Annotated in this window: 14 protein-coding genes; 7 read left to right on the top strand and 7 right to left on the bottom strand. The window is 68.8% G+C overall.

All coding sequences use genetic code 11. The features are described from left to right. Positions 1–510 precede the first annotated feature (510 nt). The gene (locus tag GVY39_RS29400; RefSeq protein WP_159930169.1) at positions 511–1,413 is read left to right on the top strand and encodes a hypothetical protein; all 903 of its coding nucleotides are present in this window, start codon (positions 511–513) and stop codon (positions 1,411–1,413) included. Between the two features lie 42 nt (positions 1,414–1,455). Further along, positions 1,456–1,833 (top strand): hypothetical protein, encoded by a 378-nt coding sequence (locus GVY39_RS34760; RefSeq protein ID WP_159930168.1) that lies wholly within the window; start codon positions 1,456–1,458, stop codon positions 1,831–1,833. A gap of 191 nt (positions 1,834–2,024) precedes the next feature. On the opposite strand, the gene GVY39_RS29390 is transcribed toward GVY39_RS34760, so the two are convergent. After that, the gene (locus GVY39_RS29390; protein ID WP_159930167.1) at positions 2,025–2,450 is read right to left on the bottom strand and encodes a hypothetical protein; all 426 of its coding nucleotides are present in this window, start codon (positions 2,448–2,450) and stop codon (positions 2,025–2,027) included. Positions 2,451–2,507: 57 nt separating this feature from the next. Next, positions 2,508–5,093 (bottom strand): DNA helicase PcrA, encoded by a 2,586-nt coding sequence (gene pcrA, locus GVY39_RS29385; protein ID WP_159930166.1) that lies wholly within the window; start codon positions 5,091–5,093, stop codon positions 2,508–2,510. Between the two features lie 384 nt (positions 5,094–5,477). On the opposite strand from pcrA, the gene GVY39_RS29380 reads away from it, so the two are divergent. Next, a complete protein-coding gene (locus tag GVY39_RS29380) occupies positions 5,478–5,771 on the top strand; it encodes a chorismate mutase (protein WP_159930173.1) in 294 nt (97 codons plus the stop codon). A gap of 88 nt (positions 5,772–5,859) precedes the next feature. Here the strand turns inward: GVY39_RS29380 and GVY39_RS29375 are convergent, their stop codons facing one another. After that, entirely contained in the window at positions 5,860–7,317 is a 1,458-nt protein-coding gene (locus GVY39_RS29375; RefSeq protein WP_159930165.1) for an NAD-dependent succinate-semialdehyde dehydrogenase, read from the bottom strand. Positions 7,318–7,546: 229 nt separating this feature from the next. Here GVY39_RS29375 and pgi point away from each other — a divergent pair, with 229 nt between their 5' ends. Then, positions 7,547–9,184: a glucose-6-phosphate isomerase gene (gene pgi, locus GVY39_RS29370; protein ID WP_159930164.1), complete on the top strand. Its 1,638-nt coding sequence runs from the start codon at positions 7,547–7,549 to the stop codon at positions 9,182–9,184. On the opposite strand, the gene GVY39_RS29365 is transcribed toward pgi, so the two are convergent. Together GVY39_RS29365 and GVY39_RS29360 are read right to left on the bottom strand one after the other, a co-directional pair. Then, positions 9,156–9,731: a potassium channel family protein gene (locus GVY39_RS29365; protein WP_159930163.1), complete on the bottom strand. Its 576-nt coding sequence runs from the start codon at positions 9,729–9,731 to the stop codon at positions 9,156–9,158. The genes pgi and GVY39_RS29365 overlap by 29 nt on opposite strands. A gap of 177 nt (positions 9,732–9,908) precedes the next feature. Next, positions 9,909–10,592, bottom strand: coding sequence for a nucleoside/nucleotide kinase family protein (locus GVY39_RS29360; RefSeq protein ID WP_223520610.1), 684 nt, complete (start codon positions 10,590–10,592; stop codon positions 9,909–9,911). 144 nt (positions 10,593–10,736) lie between these two features. Between GVY39_RS29360 and GVY39_RS29355 the strand changes: the two genes are divergently transcribed. Further along, a complete protein-coding gene (locus GVY39_RS29355) occupies positions 10,737–11,138 on the top strand; it encodes a nuclear transport factor 2 family protein (RefSeq protein WP_159930161.1) in 402 nt (133 codons plus the stop codon). 10 nt (positions 11,139–11,148) lie between these two features. On the opposite strand, the gene GVY39_RS29350 is transcribed toward GVY39_RS29355, so the two are convergent. Both GVY39_RS29350 and GVY39_RS29345 read right to left on the bottom strand, forming a co-directional pair. Then, entirely contained in the window at positions 11,149–12,768 is a 1,620-nt protein-coding gene (locus tag GVY39_RS29350; RefSeq protein WP_159930160.1) for an acyl-CoA dehydrogenase family protein, read from the bottom strand. Next, on the bottom strand, positions 12,755–13,405 hold the full coding sequence (locus tag GVY39_RS29345) for a TetR/AcrR family transcriptional regulator (RefSeq protein WP_159930159.1): 651 nt from the start codon (positions 13,403–13,405) through the stop codon (positions 12,755–12,757). Before GVY39_RS29345 ends, GVY39_RS29350 begins: the two co-directional genes overlap by 14 nt. A gap of 65 nt (positions 13,406–13,470) precedes the next feature. Here GVY39_RS29345 and GVY39_RS29340 point away from each other — a divergent pair, with 65 nt between their 5' ends. Together GVY39_RS29340 and GVY39_RS29335 are read left to right on the top strand one after the other, a co-directional pair. Further along, the gene (locus GVY39_RS29340) at positions 13,471–14,232 is read left to right on the top strand and encodes a crotonase/enoyl-CoA hydratase family protein (RefSeq protein ID WP_195070917.1); all 762 of its coding nucleotides are present in this window, start codon (positions 13,471–13,473) and stop codon (positions 14,230–14,232) included. 5 nt (positions 14,233–14,237) lie between these two features. After that, entirely contained in the window at positions 14,238–15,479 is a 1,242-nt protein-coding gene (locus tag GVY39_RS29335) for a hypothetical protein (protein ID WP_159930157.1), read from the top strand. The last annotated feature ends 251 nt before the right edge of the window (positions 15,480–15,730 follow it).

Raw genomic sequence — 15,730 nt, 5'->3', positions numbered from 1 at the left:
AGCTACCGCCTCAAAGACCGAGACCTCGGCCGCGTCCCCGCGGCCAAAACCAACGACTGAAACCAACCAAAGGGTGGGTCAAGATTCCAGCGAACAAGCCGGGTCACGATTCGACCGACGTTGACACACCGGACACGGTGTCGGCGACTCGCCGTGGATTGGGCATGACGAACACAGACAACTCGGCAATACTGGCACACGAACTCCTGGCAGAACATGGTCTCGACAACCAGTGATCTACCAGGAGTTCTTCATGTTCGGGCTATGCCACACCAGACCGACGGCCATTCACCCGCAACAATATTCACTCACCCCGGCACCACCAAACCCAGCACAGCCAACTCCGCCGACAACTCACAAGCGGCCACGGCTGACGACAGTTTCCGGACGCTCACTCAGAGCTGCTCGAGCATGCGGCCAATACCTACCGCGACGACGATTTGGCGGCCGCCGCCCAACTGGCGGCGGTGACCGATCTGATCCCGACCGGTGTCGACGATGGAAACTAGAGTGACACCCACACCGGAGGAGGTGTTGAGCTGGGACGTCTCGGCGCTGGTCGGCATCGCAGACAGGTCCAACCACATCGCGGACGTGGTCCTGAAGACATCGAACTCGATGCGTACCGTGATCCACGACCTCGCGTGGCAGGGGCAAGCCCGCGGCATGGCCGAGGACAAGACCGACCGCGAGCAAGCCCAGATGCGCACCATCGCCACCGCGTTCTACGACCTCGGTACGGCATGCGCGGGCGCTGCCCGCGATATGGAATACCCGCTGGCGGAGATCAAGACCATCTTCCAGCACTACGTCATCTCACCGGTCACCGTCGCCGAGGACTGGAGCATCACCGGGGTCGATGACTGGAGTTCGGAAGGGGGGACGCAACTCGTACGACTGAACGGCTTGGTGTCGACTCTGGCGACGGCCGATGCCCGGTGGGGTGCGAAGATCGCCGAGGCCAACGAGAAACTTCAACTATTCGAGTCGACAGAGATCCTGTTCCAGGCTGCCAATGACGGCCTGCCGCAGCCGCCGGGCGGGTGGAGCAACGATCCCGCCATGAGGATGGCTCAGGAAATCGCTTACGGTCACGCCTGGAGCAAGCACCGCGAGCACTTCAAAGGAATGACGCAGGACGAGCTCGCGGAAAAGGTTTATCACATCATCCAAGGTCCCCAGATGGAGCGTCTGGGCAAGGATAAAGATGGCAATCCTGTCATGATGAGTTTCGATGGGTTCATCGTCATCGTCGACCCCCGCACTACTGATCATGGCACCGTCTACCGGCCGGATGATCCATTAGGTGAGTTCATCCGCGTCACCAACCAGACCACGGATCCATCACTCGACCCTGGCAGGGCCCCTGGCACCGGGGGGACACCTCCCGGAAAACCCGGCGGTAATCGCTAGGCAGCGACAACGACTTCAGGAGAGATACCGTTGCAATTCGATATGTCGAAACTGACGCTTGCAGAACGCGAGTTCGTGGACGGAGCGCTTGCCAGCTGGGTCGGGGTGTCGACGAGCGCGCCGGTCCCAGTGCGCGCATTGCGATTTCCCGACCGTGAAAGCTTCAAGGAGGAGACCGCCAGGCTCCGTCGCGCGGTCCGCGACGGAGCAATGCTGACCGAGGTCGAGACCGCCAGGGTGCTGTTCTTCAGCGAACTGGCCTTCGGCAGCGACCTGTTCGGCGCGGGCGTCGAGTTCCAAATCGTGAACGCGGTACGCGACGCCGAAGGAATCGCGATCCTGCGTGCGCTGCAACGGAAGCTTTATACCCGCGCCGGTGCCGAAGCGCTGTTCGAGCCCGAGCTGTACGCACCTCAATAAAACCCGATTTGCAGATGGATAGCCCGCAGCGACACCGGAATAGCGAGCCGGCAGACACGCAGGCGGCACGTCCTTCTTCCGGTGCGGCGAACCGGTCGCGGCGGCAGCCCAGGCACTCGCCCCGGCAAGGGAAGCGCTGTCGAGATGACCGGACCGTCGAGACCGGGAACGGATCGGTGAGACGACCGAGCCTACGGCGTCGCCGCGATCGCGAGACCCAACAGCGCGACGACCTTGACGACCTCCAGGCCGATGTACCAGAAATGAGCGTGCGAGCGCGGTAGCTCCTCCCCCGCCAGCACCCGATCGGCGCGGCGGGACAGCGGCGGGCGCACCGCCAGGATCTGGACCGCCAGCAAGATCACGGCCGCGCCCAGCCACCACCACGTCGCCCGGCCGGGCCCGATGATCAGTGCGGCGACCACCAGCAGCGCGGCGAGCGCGACCTCGGCGACGTTCAGTGCCCGGAACACCAAGCGGCCGATGCCGAGACCGAGCGGCAGCGTCACCCCGGGGGCGCGGAACTTCAGAGGCGCCTCGAGGAACGAGATGGCCAGCACCATGCCGAGCCAGAGCATGGGCAGAAACCAGAGGATGTGCTGGGCGATCGTATCCACGCCGCGGACCTTACCGGTGCGACGCGAGGGCGGGCAGGGCCGAAAGGCCCGCGCCGCTCAGAGCTTGACCAACGTCCGGCTGTACTGCGGGATCAACCGGATCTTGCCCGCGGTGCCGAAATCTATGGTCACCGTGGCCAGCGGCCCGAAGCCCTCGGCGGCGATCACCCGGCCGAGACCGTACTTGTCGTCGCTGACCCGATCGCCCACGGCGAGCACCAAGTTCGTGTTGTTGCGTGTCGCTCCGCCCGGAGCGGGCCTGCGCGGTCCGCGATCGCGCAAGCCGGGGCGCGGCTCCGACCAGCCGTCGCCGCGCGTCCAGTCCCGCTCCAAGCCGTCGTCGTCCCCGCCACGCCGCCGGATGCCCCTCGTCCCGGGTGATCCGGCCGGCTCGAGCCGCCGCCAGTCGATGAGATGACCGGGGATCTCCTGCAGGAATCGCGATTCCGGGTTCGAGACCGGCTGCCCCCAGCCCGAACGCACCACGGCACGCGTCAGGTACAGCCGCTGCCGGGCCCTGGTGATGCCGACGTAGGCCAGGCGGCGTTCCTCGGCCAGCTCGGTCGGATCGCCGAGCGCCCGCATGTGCGGGAACTGCCCGTCCTCCCACCCGGTCACGAACACCACCGGGAACTCCAGCCCCTTGGCGGTGTGCAGCGTCATCATCGTGACCACTCCGGAGCCTTCGTCCGGGATCTGGTCGGTGTCGGCCACAAGCGAGACCCGCTCCAGGAACGCCGCGAGCGAACCGGGATCCGGCTCGCCTTCGCCCAACTCGGGCAGTAGCCCCTCCTGCCGGGCCGCCTCCGCGTTGTTGTGCGCCTCGGAGCTGAACTCGCGCGCGACGCTGACCAATTCGTTGAGGTTGTCCAGCCGCGCGCCGTCCTGCGGATCGTCGGAGGCCTCCAGCTCGGCGCGATAGCCGGTGCGCTCGAGCACCGCTTCGACGACGTTGCCCACATCGGGGAAGTCCGAGTCGGCGCGCTCGCCCGCGGCCCGGATGTCGTCGAGCAGATCGAGGAAGCCCGCGATGGCTCGCTGCGCGCGTGTGTTCAGCAGCGCCACCTTGCCTTCGGCGGCGTCGCGCAACGCGGCGGCGAAACCGATCCCGCGCTGTTCGGCGTGCACCGCCACGCACGCTTCGGCGCGGTCGCCGATGCCGCGGCGCGGCGTGTTCAGGATGCGGCGCATGCTCACCGCGTCGTCCGGGTTCTCCAGCACCCGCAGGTAGGCGACGATGTCGCGCACCTCTTTGCGCTCGTAGAAGCGGACGCCGCCGACCACCTTGTAGGGCAGGCCCATCCGGATGAAGATCTCTTCCAGCGCTCGGGAGTTGTTGTTCGTGCGGTAGAACACCGCGACGTCGCCGTAGTTGGCCTCGCCCTGGTCGACCAGCCGGTCGATCTCGCGTGCCACGAACGACGCCTCGTCGTGCTCGTTGTCGGCGACGTAGCCGGTGATCAGGTCGCCCTCGCCGGAATCGGTCCACAGCTTCTTGTCGCGCCGGTTCTCGTTGCGGGAGATCACCGCGTTCGCGGCGGAGAGGATGTGCTGGGTGGAGCGATAGTTCTGCTCCAGCAGGATGGTCTCGGCGTCGGGGAAGTCGCGCTCGAACTCCTCGATATTGCGGATCGTCGCGCCGCGGAAGGCGTAGATGGACTGATCGGCGTCACCGACCACGCACAGTTCACTCGGCGGAACCCGGTCCTCGCCGGCGTCTGCCACGTGGTGGCCGACCAATTCGCGAACCAGGACGTATTGCGCGTGGTTGGTGTCCTGGTACTCGTCCACCAGCACGTGCCGGAACCGGCGGCGGTAGTACTCGGCGACCTGGGGGTGGTTCTGCAGCAGCGCAACCGTCTCGCCGATCAGGTCGTCGAAGTCCAGCGCGTTCGCCGAGCGCAACCTGCGCTGGTATTCGGTGTAGACCCTGGCCACCAGGCCGGGCAGCTCAGTGTCGTCGGATTCCGCGTCCGCGGTGGCGCGGGCAGGGTCGATGAGTTCGTTCTTCAGATTCGAGATGGCGGTCGCGAGCAGGCGCGCGGAGTACTTCTTGGGGTCGATGTCCATGTCGCGGCCGATCATGGTGAGCAGGCGCCGCGAATCGTCCGCGTCATAGATCGAGAAGTTCGAGTTCAGCCCGGGCAGCAGCGCCGCCTGGGTACGCAGGATGCGGACGCAACTGGAGTGGAATGTCGACACCCACATGGCGTTCGCGCGCGGGCCGACCAGCCCCGTCACCCGCTCCCGCATCTCCGCGGCGGCTTTGTTGGTGAACGTGATGGCCAGCACTTGGCCCGGCGTGACGCCGCGCGCGGCCAGCAGATAGGCGATACGGCGGGTGAGCACGGCCGTCTTGCCCGAGCCCGCTCCGGCCACGATGAGCAGCGGGGAGCCGGTGTGCACGACCGCCGCGCGCTGCTGCGGATTGAGGCCGTCGAGCAGCCGTTCGGCCTCCTCGGCGCGCCGCTGCTCCCGCTCGACGCGCCGCCGCTCGCGCTCGGCCTCTGTCGGCGGCGCCTCGGGCACGGCGGCAGGCCGCGACCCCTCCGTCGCGTCACCGCCGGCGAACTGCGGTTTCGATGTCGGATCCGGGTGCACGACCCGGTCGGCCTGCGTCTTGGGAGCCACCGTGATGTCCATCGTCCATCCACGCTACCGGCGGCCACCGACAGAGATGAAGTCCCGGGCGGCATCGGTATCGGTTCGGCGCCGGCGGGCTGAACGGCGCGTGAACTCCCGCTGGTGGGAAGCCCGGGCGAAACGACCTGCGCTTCTCGCGCGATTGCCAAACGTATACGTTTTGCATACCTTCCTGCCCGTGGCAGACTGGCCACATGCTCAGCGCTCTCGCAAGACATCCGATTCGGCTGCCTGCCGGACATCGGGACTGCGGAGCCTGTACCTGAGCGCACCATCTGGGGGGACAATACAAGGCCCCACCAGGTCTGTTTCACGGTGAAAGAACTGATCGGTAACGAGCCTCGAGCACGCGCCGATCGATGTTCTGACACGAGGAGATGAATGATGAGCACCCCTGCCACGACGACCGGGTCCGAATCGGCGCTGCCGCAGACCGAGGCCGAGATCGACAAGCTCCGCAAGGAGATCGATCACCTCGACGCCGAGATCCTGGCCGCGATCAAGCGCCGGACGGAGATTTCCCGGATCATCGGCCGGACGCGTATGGCGTCCGGCGGGCCGCGCCTGGTGCACAGCCGCGAGATGAAGGTGCTGGAACGCTTCAGCGAACTCGGCCAGGAAGGCCACACCCTCGCCATGCTGCTGCTTCGCCTCGGCCGCGGTCGTCTCGGCCACTGAGCTGACAACCTGCGGCGCGCTCGCGAGCCGCTTCCCATAGGCCGCCCCGGGTGTAATGCACCCCGGGGCGGTCGTTTCATGTCCGCATTCAGGTGAGGGCGATGTACTTGGTGGACAGGTACTCCTCGATGCCCTCGGTGCCGCCTTCCCGGCCGAAACCGGACTCCTTGACGCCACCGAACGGGGCGGCGGGATCGGAGATCACGCCGCGGTTGACGCCCACCATGCCGGATTCCAAGCCTTCGGCGATCCGCAGGGCGCGGTCGAGGTCGCGGGTGTAGACGTAGCTGACCAGACCGAATTCGGTGTCGTTGGCGGCGGCCAGCCCTTGCTCCTCGGTCTGGAAGCCCACGATCGGCGCGACCGGGCCGAAGACCTCCTCGCGCAGAATCCGCGCCTGTGGCGGGACATCACGCAGCACGGTGGCCGGGTAGAACCAGCCCGGACCTTCGGGCGCCTTGCCGCCGATCAGCACCCGCGCGCCCGCCGCAACGGCGTCGTCCACCAGTTCCCCGACCGTCCGAAGTTGCTCCTCGTTGATCAGCGGGCCGAGTGTCGTGTCCGGGTCGGCGCCCGGTCCGAGCCGCACGCTGCTCGAGATCGCCTCGACGAATTTGGTCGTGAACTCCTCGAGCACGCTGTTGTGCACGTGGAAGCGGTTGGCGGCGGTGCACGCCTCGCCGCCGTTGCGCAGTTTCGCCAGCATCGCGCCCTGCACGGCGGCATCGACGTCGGCGTCGTCGAACACCACGAACGGCGCGTTCCCGCCGAGTTCCATCGAGGTGCGCAGCAGCCGGTTCGCGGATTTCTCCACCAGCTTCTTGCCGACCTCGGTGGAGCCGGTGAAGGTGAGCTTGCGCAGCCGGGGATCGTCGAGCAGCGGCTGGGTCACCGCGCCGGAGCGGCTGGAGGTGAGCACCGACAGCACGCCGTCGGGCAGCCCCGCCTCGCCGAACAGCTCGGCCAGCAACAGCATCGTCAGCGGCGTCGCCGAGGCGGGCTTGACGATCATCGTGCAGCCCGCGGCCAGCGCGGGACCGATCTTGCGTGTGCCCATGGCGAGCGGGAAGTTCCACGGCGTGATCGCCAGGCAGGGTCCGACCGGCTGCTTGTGCACCATGATCCGGCCCGCGCCCGACGGCGCGTGCAGGTAGCGTCCGTGCACCCGGACGGCCTCCTCGCTGAACCACCGGAAGAACTCGGCGCCGTAGCGCACCTCGTTGCGGCTCTCCGGCAGAGCCTTGCCCATTTCCAGGGTCATCAGCAGCGCGAAGTCCTCCGCGCGGGCGGTGATCCGCTCGAAGACCGAGCGCAGGATCTCCCCTCGCTCGCGGGCCGGGGTCGCCGCCCAGTCGTCCTGCACCGCGACGGCCGCGTCGAGCGCGCGCACCGCGTCTTCCGGGGTCGCGTCCGCGACGTGCGTCAGCACCTCCCCGGTCGACGGATTGTGCACCGCGAAGGTGCCGGCGCCGGTGGCGTCGACGGGCCGCCCTCCGATCCACAGCTGCTTCGGTACGGATTCGAGAAGTTCGCGTTCGGACACCATGCGGCCAGCCTATGCCGCGCAAGCGCATCCCGGAACGCACGCGGGCGGCCGGATCGCGGCGGTCCGCGGGCTCGGTATCGTGCGCCGCCCGTACCGCCGGTCGTGCGGATGGCCAAGGTAAGGGCGGTGTGGCACAGCGGGTTTTCACCTCGGCGGTGGCGTCGGCCCGCCCGGCTCTCCGGGCACGCATCCGTGCGCGCGGCCGTGCCTGCTTGTACTCTCGGCGAACGTGAGCAGCGACATCACCGCGACGGCGGCATGGCGGAAACTGCACGATCACCACGGCACCGTCGCGGGACGGCACCTCAGGGAGTTCTTCGCCGACGACCCGGCCCGGGGCAGCGAGCTGACCGTCCAGGTGGCTGACCTGCACATCGACTACAGCAAGCACCGCGTCAACCGGGAAACGTTGCACCTGCTGGTGGAATTGGCGCGCGAGGCGGGCGTGCCGCAGCGGCGGGACGCGATGTTCGGGGGCGAGCACATCAACACTTCGGAGGACCGCGCGGTCGGCCATGTCGCGCTGCGGCTGCCCGAAGGCGCGAGCATGACCATCGACGGCGCCGACGCGGGCGCCGAGGTGCGCGAGGTGCTGCGACGGATGGGCGAGTTCGCCGAGGCGCTGCGCTCCGGCGCATGGCGCGGGGCGACCGGCGAGCGCATCACGACGGTGGTCAACATCGGCATCGGCGGATCGGACCTGGGGCCGGTCATGGTGCATCAGGCGTTGCGTCACTACGCGGACGCGGGCATCGGCGCCAGGTTCGTCTCGAACGTCGATCCCGCCGACCTGGTCGCGAAGCTGAACGGGCTCGATCCGGCCACCACGCTGTTCATCGTCGCCTCCAAGACCTTCTCCACCCTGGAGACGCTCACCAACGCCACCGCGGCCCGCCGCTGGCTCGTCGCCGCGCTCGGCGAGGACGCCGTGGCCAAGCATTTCGTCGCGGTGTCCACCAATGCCGAGCGGGTCGCGAAGTTCGGTATCGATACCGAGAACATGTTCGGTTTCTGGGATTGGGTCGGCGGCCGCTACTCGGTGGACTCGGCGATCGGCCTGTCGGTGATGGCGACCATCGGCAAGGAGCGCTTCGCGGAATTCCTCGCGGGCATGCACGCCGTGGACCGGCACTTCGCCGAGGCGCCGCTGGAGGAGAACGCCCCGGTACTGCTCGGCATGCTCGGCGTCTGGTACTCGAACTTCTTCGGCGCCGAGTCTCGTGCGGTACTGCCGTATTCGAACGATCTGGCCCGTTTCCCCGCCTATCTGCAGCAGCTGACCATGGAGTCCAACGGGAAGTCGGTGCGCGCCGACGGCACCCCGGTCACCACTTCCACCGGTGAGATCTTCTGGGGTGAACCGGGCACCAACGGCCAGCACGCCTTCTACCAGCTGTTGCACCAGGGCACCCGGCTGATCCCGGCGGATTTCATCGGGTTCGCCCAACCCACCGACGACCTGGCGACCAGCGACGGCACCGGCAGCATGCACGACATCCTGATGAGCAACCTGTTCGCGCAGACCAAGGTGCTCGCGTTCGGCAAGACCGCCGAGGAGATCGCCGCAGAGGGCGCCGATCCCGCACTCGTGCCGCACAAGGTGATGCCGGGCAACCGCCCGTCCACCACCATCCTCGCGCCCCGGCTCACGCCCTCGGTGGTCGGTCAGCTCATCGCGCTCTACGAGCACCAAGTCTTCGTGGAGGGCACGATCTGGGGCATCGACAGCTTCGACCAGTGGGGTGTCGAACTCGGCAAGCAGCAGGCGCTCGCCTTGGCCCCTCTGCTCACCTCGACCGAAGAGCCGCAGCCGCAGGACGATTCGTCGACAGACTCGCTCATTCGCTGGTACCGCTCGCATCGCTAGTGCCCGGTCCGGGTGACTGCCCGCGCCGCGCCTGTTCCAGCCGGTGGACGACGTGCGAGGTCGAGATGGCGGCCAGCGTGCCGACGATGCCCAGATCGAACACGACCTGAACCATGGTGGCGACCTTCGCGGCGGGCCCGACCGCGTGCACGTCGCCGTAGCCCACGGTCCCGAGGGTGACGATCGTGTAGTACAGCGCGTCGGTGCGCGTGTGCAGGCCCTCGAACTGCCCGGGGATGCGCAGCTCGAGCACGTAGTAGTACAGGGCGAAGAACGTCACCACGACGCACACCACGAGCAGCACGTCGTTGATCTGCCCGCCGGCCGTCCTCGGGTTCGTGATGTAGCGGCGGACCCGCCACCGGGCCAGCCAGACCAGCCCGGCGACGCCTACGACGAACGCGATCAGCCCGAGTATCCGGCTGGGCCGCCCGAAATCGGTCCGGAGATCCAGCGGCAAGAAGTAGTAGAACAGCAGGACGCATCCCACCGTGAGCCCGTTGCGCAGGGCGCTCGACCGCCTGCCGTTTCGGCGACGCTCCGTCATCCCTTCATCATCTGCCGAGGTAGGACATGCGGGCAGGTGCACGCGCCGGGCGATCGCGGTCCGTCTTCCATCCAAGGCGCTCGTCTTCGGCACGGCGGGTGTCGCGACGGTCGGCAGCGCCGATCCGCTTCCGACCGCGGCTGGAGAGGCCGAAGGTGTGCCGGACGCGCTACCGACTCAACCCTCGAGAACCCGATAGCGCCCCGCATGCTCACGCAGGATCAGATCGGCGCGCTCCCTCGTCGGCGCGACCAGCTCCGCATTGCGCAAATCGCTGTCGCGGACTTTGGCGCGCGCGGCGGACGGCGTGCGGCCGCCGCCGATGTGTCGGTCCAAGAGGCGGTCCTCGAGCACGTCGCGCGCCGCGTCCAGGTACCAGCACGCGTCCAGCAGTGCGCGGACCGCCGACCACCGCCGCCCCTCGAAGTCGTCGAGCAGCAGGTAGTTGCCCTCGGTGAGGACGATGGATTGCCGGTCGAACACCACGCCGCCGGGCACCGGGGCATCGATGGTCCGGTCGAAAGTGGGCCATGGCACCGGCTCACCCACGGGCGTGGTGCGCAGGCGTCGCAGCCCGGCGACGTAGCCGTCCACGTCGAAGGTGTCCGGCTCGCCCTTGCGCGCGAGGCTTTCGGTCGTTCGCAGTTCGTCGTTGCTCAGGTGATAACCGTCCATGGGCGCGATCTCGGCGACCATCGCGCCGGCCTCGGCATTGATCGCGTCGCGCAACGCGACCGACAACGTGGACTTGCCCGCGCCCGGCGGACCCGCGATACCGAGCAGATACCGGCCGCGCTCGGCCCGAGCCCGCACTCGCCGGGCCAACCAGCTCACCGGTCTTTCCACGAACTCCCCTGCCACCGCCGCCACAATACTGTCGCTTCCCGCTCTCGCGCCGCTGCCGTGGACATCCCGCGATCCACACTCGTCCACAGGATGACCCGAATGGTCGGACATGTGAGCCATCGCTTGTCGCTCGGAGCGGACGGCCATAGCGTCGTCGCCATGAGTGCGATCGAGAACAAGAAGCTGCTCGCGGACATCTTCGAGCAGATGTCGCTCGGCCATGCCCGTGCGCTGAGCGACGCCATGGCCGACGACTTCCGCTGGATCTTTCCCGGCGACTGGTCCTGGGCCGGCATCTGGGAACCGAAAAGCGTCGTGCTGGAGCAGCTCCTGCGTCCACTCATGGCTCAGTTCACCGAGTACCGCAACACCGCGGAGACGATCATCGCCGAGGGTGATCGCGTCGTCGTGCAGGCGCGTGGCCAAGGCGTGACCACGCGCGGCGAAACCTACGATCAGACCTACTGCTTCGTCTTCCGAGTATCCGAAGGCAAGCTGCGCGAAGTGGTCGAGTACTGCAACACCGCGCTGGTCGAACGCGTGCTGACCCGGCCCGCGTGAGGCAGGCGGCTCAGACGAACGCGCGCTCCACGATCGCGCCGGTGTCCACGCCGGTGGGCAGCGTGCCGAACGCGATACCCCAGTCGTCGCCGAGCCGGGTGGCGCAGAACGCATCGGCGACGGCGGGGTGACCGTGGCGCACCAGTTGCGCGCCTTGGAGCACGAGCGCCATCAATTCCACGACCCGCCGGGCGCGGTACTCGATGTCGTCGAAGTCCGACAGCTCCTTGCCGACCCGGGCGATCGCGTCGTCCAGTCGCGGGTGCTCACCCTTGGCCGACGACACCTCGTCGAAGTAGGCCTCGACGGTCTCCGGCTGACGTCCCATGGCACGCAACGCGTCCAGCGCGGCGACGTTGCCCGACCCTTCCCAGATGGACATCAGCGGCGCCTCCCGGTACAGCCGCGGCATGCCGGATTCCTCGGCGTATCCGTTGCCGCCCAGGCATTCCAGCGCCTCGGCCGCGTGTGCGGGCGCCCGCTTGCACACCCAATACTTGGTGACCGCCAGCGCGATGCGCCGCAGCGCCGCCTCGGCCGGATCCCGGCCCGCCCGGTCGGTGGCCCCGGCCAGCCGCATCATCACGGTGGTCGCGGCGTCGGACTCGATCACCAGATCGGCGAGCACGTTACGCATGGCGGGCTGGTCGATCAGCTCGGCGCCGAACGCCTTCCGGTGCCTGGCGTGGTGCACCGCGTACACCGTGCCCGCACGCATGCCGGTGGCCGAGCCGATCACGCAGTCCAGCCTGGTCATGTTCACCATCTCGATGATGGTCTTGACGCCCGCGCCCTCCGCGCCGACCAGCCAGCCGACGGCGTTGTCGTACTCGATCTCCGAGGAGGCGTTGGACTTGTTGCCCAGCTTGTCCTTGAGCCGCTGGATGCGGATGGGATTGCGGGCGCCGTCCGGCAGCACCCGGGGCAGCAGGAAGCAGGAGAGTCCGCCGGGCGCCTGCGCCAGGGTGAGGAACATGTCCGACATCGGGGCGGAGGTGAACCATTTGTGCCCGACGATCCGGTAGGAGCCGTCCGGCTGCGGCGTGGCCGTGGTGGTGTTGGCGCGGACGTCCGAGCCGCCCTGCTTCTCGGTCATCGACATGCCCGCGATGAGTCCGGCCTTGGTCGACGGCTCGCGCAGGCCGAAGTCGTAGACGCGGGAGCCGAGCAGCGGTTCGTACTTCGCCGACAGTTCGCGGTTGTGCCGCAGGGCGGGGACCACCGCGTAGGTCATCGAGATCGGGCACATGTGGCCCGCGTCGGCGACGCCCCAGGTGTAGAACTTCGCCGCGCGCGCCACGTGCGCGCCGGGGCGGTCGTCCAACCACGCGGCGCCGTGCAGGCCGTGCTCAACGGCGACGCGCATCAGGTCGTGCCAGTGCGGGTGGAACTCGACCTCATCGATGCGGTGGCCGTAGCGGTCGTGGGTGCGCAGCACCGGCGGGTATTCGTTGGCCAGCCTGCCCCACTCCTGCGCCTGCGCACCGCCCGCGAGCGCGCCCAGCTCCCGCACTTCGGCTTCGGCCCAGCCCGCGCCTTCCCGGTGCAGACCCTCGAGCAAGGCCGGATTGCGCGCGACGTCGAACGGCACGATGTCGGGCACCTGATTGAAGACTTCATGCGTCTGCATCTGACACTCCTGATTCCAGCCGAGCGCTGCCTGCGCCCGGGTCGTCGCGCACGCCGAGCGCGCGGATCGCGAAAGCGATGAGTTCGGGGACGACGGATTCGCCGTGGGGCGCGTCGGTGAGCGGGCCCACCAGAACCTCGCCGATCGCGCCGACCAACGCGGCCGCGCTGATCCTCGGGTCCTGCGGTGGGAGTTCGCCGCCCGCGATACCCTCGGCCACCGCGGATTCGAAGGTCTCGGCGAACGCGCGCCGGAAGTGCAGGCGTTCGCTGTCCACGGCGGCGTCGACCGGCTCGGCGAGCAACACGTAGGCCAGGTTGGGGTTCTTCAGCGCGCGGCCGGCGAACGTCTCCACCGCGGCGGTCACCCGTTCGATCGCCGTTCCGCGCGCACCCGCCGCGGCCACCGCGGCGACCTCGCGGGCGACCACTTTCCGGAACACCGCGCGTACCAAGGCGGCCTTGCCGTCGAAGTTCTTGTAGACGGTGCCGGTGGCCACGCCCGCCTCGGCCGCGACCGCCGCCATGGACAGCGCGGCGTATCCGCCGCTGGACAGCACCTTGGTCGCGGCCTGCACGATCAGCCCCGCCTGGGCGTCCAGGCGGGCCTGCACAGCAGGGGTTCTGCGGTAGGCCACCCAAGAAGTGAAGCACGGATTCATTTCTTCACACAAGGGTGCTTTTACGGCGTATGGTCGAGCGCGTGACCGTACTGATCGAACGCAACGGCCCCGTGACCACCGTGATCCTGCACCGGCCCGAGGCACGCAACGCGGTGGACGGACCGACCGCCGCCGCGCTGGCCGAGGCCTTCCGTGAGTTCGACGCGGACCCGGACGCGGCGGTCGCGGTGCTGTGGGGCGACGGCGGCACGTTCTGCGCGGGGGCCGACCTCAAGGCGCTCGGTACCGAGCGCTCCAACCGCGCCGAGGAGGATGGTGACGGCCCGATGGGGCCGACCCGGATGCGACTGTCCAAACCGGTGATCGCCGCGGTCTCCGGCTACGCGGTGGCAGGCGGGCTGGAACTCGCGCTGTGGTGCGATCTGCGCGTCGCCGAGCGCGACAGCACCTTCGGCGTCTTCTGCCGCCGCTGGGGCGTCCCGCTGATCGACGGCGGCACCGTGCGGCTGCCGCGGATCATCGGCACGGGCCGCGCCATGGACCTGGTGCTCACCGGACGCGCGGTGGGCGCCGACGAGGCGCTCCAGATGGGTTTGGTGAACCGCGTCGTGCCCACCGGCGAAGCCCGCCGCAGCGCGGAGGCGCTCGCCGCGGAACTGGCCGCGCTGCCGCAGACCTGCCTGCGCTCGGACCGCATGTCCTTGCTCGAGCAGGAGGGAATGACCGAGGAGTCCGCGCTGCGCAACGAGTTCCGGCACGGCCTGACCGCGCTGGCGGGCGGCGCTCTGGACGGCGCGCAGCGCTTCGCGTCGGGCGCGGGACGCCACGGCGCTCGCGCCTGAGCCAGATGGGCCGACTGAGCGTCGTCGACGAGATCTTTCTGCGGACCCACCGCGGACTCGGCACGCCCATCGCCCTGCAAGGGCTGTGGCGAACGGCCGATCGGGTGGACCCAGCGCTCCTGGTCGGTGTGCATGAAGCCCTGCGCGCCGGACCGCTGGGGCGCAGGGTGATTCGCGCGCGCGTGCCGGGCGCTCGGCGAAGCTGGCGACCGAACGTCCGCGCCTACCCGATCGCGCGCGCCGAGGGCGTTCTCCCGGTCGCGGAACTGCTCGACTGGGCAGACGCGCAGGGCGCCGGGCTCGATCCGGAATACGGTCCCGGGTGGCGGCTGTCGACCGCCGCGCTGGACGACGGCGGCTCGGCCGTATCCCTCACGTCCTCGCACGCGCTGGCCGACGGGCGAGCGCTGGCGCTGGCCGTCGACGACGCACTCGGCGGATCACGGGTGCGCCCGCCGAATCCCGCCGCGCGGGAATCGGACTGGTCCGACGCCCGGCGTCAGTGGTCGGTCGTCCTGCGCGGAACCGCGGCGGCACTCCGGCACGGGATACCGCCGCGGCCCGCGGCCGCGCTCCGGGACGAGCAGCCACGCGGAGGCGACAGCACGACGCACAGCGCGATCCTGCAATGTCCGGCCGCGCTTTGGGACCGCGTCGCCGCGCGAGACGGCGGCACGGCCAACAGCCTGTTCATCCACCTCGTCGCGACCATGCTGTGGGACAGCGGGTTTCCGGGTGCGACGATCGCCGCCAGCCTGCCCGTCGACACGCGCGACGAACCCCGCGTCGACAACGATCTGGCCATGACGCGCATCGCGATCACCCGAACCGACACCCCGGGGACTATCCGCGCACTCGCCCGTTCGGCGTACGAGCACCGCATGTCCGCCCCGAGCGGCATGCCCGAAGAACTACTCCAGGTGATCCCGGACCGCTGGGCGCACACCTTGTCCAAAGGCGCGGGCGAACTCGACATCTTGTGCTCCAACATCGGAACGCTGCCCGCCTCCTTGCGCACGCTCGGCCCGCACCGCTGCACGGGCGTCGCCGCCCGCGCCATCCATCCCGGCCTCACCACCGCGCGACTGCCCCGCACCCGGCTCTCCGGCTATCTGTGCCGCATCGGCGAGGACTACGTGCTCAGCCTGGTGAGCCTCGATCCGGCGCGCATCGGTTCCGCCGACGCGTTGCGCGAGTTGGCCGGGCGCGCGGTGAGATCCGCGGGACTGCGCGCGTACGCGTGGTGAACTAGCGGCCGCAATCGACGCGAGACCGCGTCGACCAGCGACCGCAAACTCGGATCTGGTATGAATCAATAGTTTATTCGCCATTCCAGGCAATTCGGGCGATGCCGACGAGACCGCTTTCCGGTCGCGTCGGCCGACTCGCCGTGTCGGCGCGATCACGGGTCTGAGCGGCACCGCCCGATAGAGTTCCACTGCCGCGTACGCCGAATGGAGTTCGCGACGAAGCATCTGCCGTGCGGGCCCGTTCGCGT

Source organism: Nocardia sp. CY15 (assembly GCF_009829295.1).
In the GTDB taxonomy this organism is placed as follows: domain Bacteria; phylum Actinomycetota; class Actinomycetes; order Mycobacteriales; family Mycobacteriaceae; genus Nocardia; species Nocardia sputi.
The sequence above is the reverse complement of the archived record's forward strand: the minus strand, read 5'-3'. Positions and strand labels throughout refer to the sequence as shown.

What these genes read in the sequence shown, in the direction of transcription:
- GVY39_RS34760 (WP_159930168.1), top strand. Translation starts at nt 1,456, where the DNA reads ATGTCGAAACTGACGCTTGCAGAACGCGAGTTCGTGGACGGAGCGCTT.
- pcrA (WP_159930166.1), bottom strand. Translation starts at nt 5,093, where the DNA reads ATGGACATCACGGTGGCTCCCAAGACGCAGGCCGACCGGGTCGTGCAC.
- GVY39_RS29380 (WP_159930173.1), top strand. Translation starts at nt 5,478, where the DNA reads ATGAGCACCCCTGCCACGACGACCGGGTCCGAATCGGCGCTGCCGCAG.
- GVY39_RS29375 (WP_159930165.1), bottom strand. Translation starts at nt 7,317, where the DNA reads ATGGTGTCCGAACGCGAACTTCTCGAATCCGTACCGAAGCAGCTGTGG.
- GVY39_RS29365 (WP_159930163.1), bottom strand. Translation starts at nt 9,731, where the DNA reads ATGACGGAGCGTCGCCGAAACGGCAGGCGGTCGAGCGCCCTGCGCAAC.
- GVY39_RS29355 (WP_159930161.1), top strand. Translation starts at nt 10,737, where the DNA reads ATGAGTGCGATCGAGAACAAGAAGCTGCTCGCGGACATCTTCGAGCAG.
- GVY39_RS29350 (WP_159930160.1), bottom strand. Translation starts at nt 12,768, where the DNA reads ATGCAGACGCATGAAGTCTTCAATCAGGTGCCCGACATCGTGCCGTTC.
- GVY39_RS29335 (WP_159930157.1), top strand. Translation starts at nt 14,238, where the DNA reads ATGGGCCGACTGAGCGTCGTCGACGAGATCTTTCTGCGGACCCACCGC.